Source organism: Streptomyces colwelliae, assembly GCF_048158785.1.
Classification (GTDB): domain Bacteria; phylum Actinomycetota; class Actinomycetes; order Streptomycetales; family Streptomycetaceae; genus Streptomyces.
This window is the reverse complement of sequence record NZ_JBLTJC010000657.1, coordinates 1-2,935: the sequence shown is the minus strand read 5'-3', so window position 1 is coordinate 2,935 and position 2,935 is coordinate 1. Positions and strand designations below refer to the sequence as shown.

Here is a 2,935-nt window from a genome sequence, read left to right as displayed (position 1 = left end):
GGACGTGCCGGAGCCGGGCAGCGTCGCCTGCCGGGACCAGGCGAGCTTGGAGCGGTGGCACTTGTCGATCAGTTCGCTGTTCACATTGTCCATGTGGTCGGTCTCCGGGAAGAAGTCCGTGCCGCCGTGGTGGCACCGCGAGCACCCTCTCGCCCACGCCCCGAGGGATCACCCCCGGGGCGATTCGTGTGCCCCGGCCGACCGGACGGAGCACACGCCATGCTCGACGTCACCCTCATCCGACAGCAGCCCGAGCGGGTCCGCGAGGCCCTGCGCAAGCGCGCCGTGGACGCCGACCTCCCGGCCTTCCTCGCCCTGGACGCCCGCTTCAGGGACACCCGTACGGCCGTGGAGCGGCTGCGCGGCGAGCGCAAGCGGATCTCGGCGGAGATCGCGGCCCACCGCAGGGCGGGCACAACCGCCGACGACCTCCAGACCACCGCCTCGACCCTGGCCGGCCAGGTCACGAAGGCGGAGGGCGAACTCGCCCAACTCGCCCGCGAACACCAGCAGTTCCTCGACGCCCTGCCCAACCTCCCCGACGAGGACGTGGTCGCGGGCGGCAAGGAGAACAACGAGGTCGTACGGACCGTAGGCGCCCCGCGCTCCGACTTCGCTCCCCGTGAGCACGTCCAACTCGCCCAGGAACTGGGCCTCGTGGACTACCGGCGCGGCACCGCGCTCGCCGGCAACGGCCACTGGATCTACCGGGGCGACGGCGCCGCACTGGAGTGGGCCCTGCTCAACCATTTCCTCGACAGCCACCGCAGGGCGGGCTACGAGTTCGTGCTGCCGCCGCATCTGCTCACCTACGAAGCCGGTTATACGGCGGGCCAGTTCCCGAAGTTCGCCGACGAGGTGTTCGTGGTGGAGGAGGGCGAGGGCGGGCGCCCGGAACGGTTCCTGCTGCCCACCGCCGAGACCGCGCTGGTCAATCTGCACCGCGGGGAGACCCTCGACGAGGGCGAGCTGCCGCGCAAGTACGTGGCGTACACGCCCTGTTACCGCAAGGAGAGCGGCAGCCACCGCACCGCCGACCGGGGCACCCTGCGCGGCCACCAGTTCAACAAGGTCGAGCTGTTCCAGTTCGCCCGGCCTGTCGACTCGGACGCGGCTCAGCTGGAACTCCTCGCCCGTGCCGAGGAGTTGGTCGCCGGCCTGGGCCTGCATTACCGGGTCACGAAACTCGCCGCCGGGGACACCAGCCCCGCCCAGGCGAAGACGTACGACGTGGAGGTCTGGCTGCCCAGCCTCGGCGCGTACACGGAGGTCAGCTCGGTGTCGAACGCCCGTGAGTACCAGGCCCGGCGCGGCGGCATCCGGTACCGCCCGGCGGGCGGCGGCAAGGCGGCGTACGTGCACACGCTCAACGCCTCGGGCCTGGCGACCAGCCGTCTCCTCCCCGCGATCCTCGAACAGCACCAACAGGCCGACGGTACGGTCGCGGTGCCCGAGGTGCTGCGCCGCTGGGGCCTGCCCGACCTGCTCGCCTGACGCCACCTCGGGTTACCCCCGGTCACCCCGTCCACGTGGTGACCTCTTCGCGCACGCCGGATCGTCACAACTCCGGCGTGCGCCTTGTCTTCCCTCCTCACGACCCCGGGCGTACCTTGACGGCCGATCTGATGTGCCGTCAGGAATGAGGGGACCGTGTCGTACCAGAAACGAACCGCAGCGCTCGCGTCCGTCGCGGCCCTGGCCGGCTCGGCGGTATTCATGGCCGCCCCCGCGGCCCGGGCCGACGTGGTCGACGTCAACTACAAGTGCCAGACGCCCATCGGCGTCAAGACCGCCGTCTCGCCGATCGACATCAAAGGTGTCAAGAGCGGCAGCGGCTACAAGCTCACCATGTCCTGGCAGAAGGGCGTCTCGTCCAGCCCCGTCGAACTCGGCAAGGGCGCGATGAGCCCGAGCGCCACCATCAAGGTGGGCGGCGCCGACAGTGGCACGGTCTCGGTGTCGGGCCCCGCCAACCAGGCCGCGATCCCCGCCAACACCCCCATCAAAATCAACGACTTGACGGGCACGTACACCCCGAAGGCGTCCGGCAAGGTCACGTTCACGGCGGCCGTTCTCACCATCAAGGCCCTCGGTACGACGACGACGTGCACCCCCACCAACAGCCCCGGCCCGTCCCTCACGCTGAACGTCACGTCAGCGAGCGGTTCGTCGGGATCCAGCGGCTCGACGGGTACCAGCGGCACCACCGGCTCCGGTACCGGCACCGACTCCAGCGGCACGCTCCCGAAGACCGGCCCCGACGACTCGTTCATCGCCCTCGGCACGCTCGGCGGCACGGTGCTGCTCGCGGGCGCGGCGGGCACCCTGTGGCTGACCCGGCGCAACCAGACGGCCCGCGCCCGCCGCTGAACAGCCCTCCGCACGCCCGCTGGAGCCGCCCATGCTGTCAACCGCCCGCGTCCTGTGCCTGTCCCTCCTCGCCCTCCTGGCGGCCGCGCCCACCGCAACGGCCGCCGAGGGATGGACCGTTGCGCCCGCGGGCGGCGGACGCCCGACGTTCTACGCCGAGGGCGAGCCCGGCACGACCCTCCAGGACACGGTGTCCGTGACCAACCCCACCACCCGCCCGATCACGGTACGGCTGCGCGCCACAGGCGTCCCGATCACCTTCGCCGACACGGGAGTTCAGGTCCCGTCCCGCACCCGGGCCGACATCCCGTTCACGGTGAACGTCCCGACGACCGCGGCCCCCGGCGACCGCACCGCCACGATCACCGCGCGGGACGCGAAGGGCCGAGAGGCGACGGTGCTGCTCCAACTCCACATAGCCGGACCGGAGTTGTCAGCACTGACCGTCGAGCATGTCGCCGTCCACGGCAACCGCATCACCTACGAACTGGTCAATCGCGGCACCACCCCCCTCACCCCGAGACTCGCCGTCCACGCCACCGGCATCCTCGGCACCCTCCTGGAC

At 71.1% G+C, this 2,935-nt stretch carries 2 protein-coding genes and 1 pseudogene; all 3 read left to right on the top strand.

Annotation, left to right across the window (positions count from 1 at the left end):
• Nucleotides 1–219 precede the first annotated feature (219 nt).
• Nucleotides 220–1,494, top strand: a complete 1,275-nt coding sequence (serS, locus tag ACNFOC_RS52755; RefSeq protein ID WP_416966082.1) for a serine--tRNA ligase — start codon at nucleotides 220–222, stop codon at nucleotides 1,492–1,494.
• 156 nt (nucleotides 1,495–1,650) lie between these two features.
• Nucleotides 1,651–2,370 carry an LPXTG cell wall anchor domain-containing protein gene (locus ACNFOC_RS52750; protein ID WP_416966081.1) on the top strand — a complete coding sequence of 240 codons (720 nt, stop codon included), beginning with the start codon at nucleotides 1,651–1,653 and terminating at the stop codon, nucleotides 2,368–2,370.
• A gap of 31 nt (nucleotides 2,371–2,401) precedes the next feature.
• Nucleotides 2,402–2,935, top strand: a pseudogene (locus ACNFOC_RS52745) (hypothetical protein); the annotation flags it as partial.